This is a genomic window from Paraburkholderia sp. SIMBA_054 (genome assembly GCF_046534875.1).
In the GTDB taxonomy this organism is placed as follows: domain Bacteria; phylum Pseudomonadota; class Gammaproteobacteria; order Burkholderiales; family Burkholderiaceae; genus Paraburkholderia; species Paraburkholderia hospita.
Genome location: NZ_JAWRXV010000422.1, coordinates 1 through 333, shown reverse-complemented (window position 1 = coordinate 333; position 333 = coordinate 1). Strand labels below are relative to the sequence as shown.

General features: G+C 63.1%; 1 protein-coding gene. It reads right to left on the bottom strand.

The genetic code is table 11. The features are described 5' to 3' along the window. Window positions 1–153 precede the first annotated feature (153 nt). On the bottom strand, window positions 154–333 hold a 180-nt coding region (locus SB822_RS55750), incomplete at its 5' end, for a BON domain-containing protein (protein ID WP_410858931.1).

The window sequence follows — 333 nt, the reverse complement described above, 5'->3', positions numbered from 1 at the left end:
CGCTGTCTTGCACGTCGAATCGATTGTGCTCGCAGCTGTGCTCGTCTCGGCTGCCGTTCTCGTCTCCAGTCCACTGCCAGGGACCGCATAGGCGACACGATCATGACGCTCCGGGTGCGGTGCGCCGAACCGGCCCGCCTTGCCCCACGCCTGCTAGATGCCAGGTATCATTTGATACGGCTCGGTGTGATCCTCCACATGCGTGACGCCGGGTATGTTTTGCGCCGCAACGCGAACGGCATTCACCGCCTCCGCCGACTGGAAGACGCCCCATAGATGCACGACGCCGTCCGTCACCACGATATTGCGGCCAGCAAAACCCCATTTGCGCCC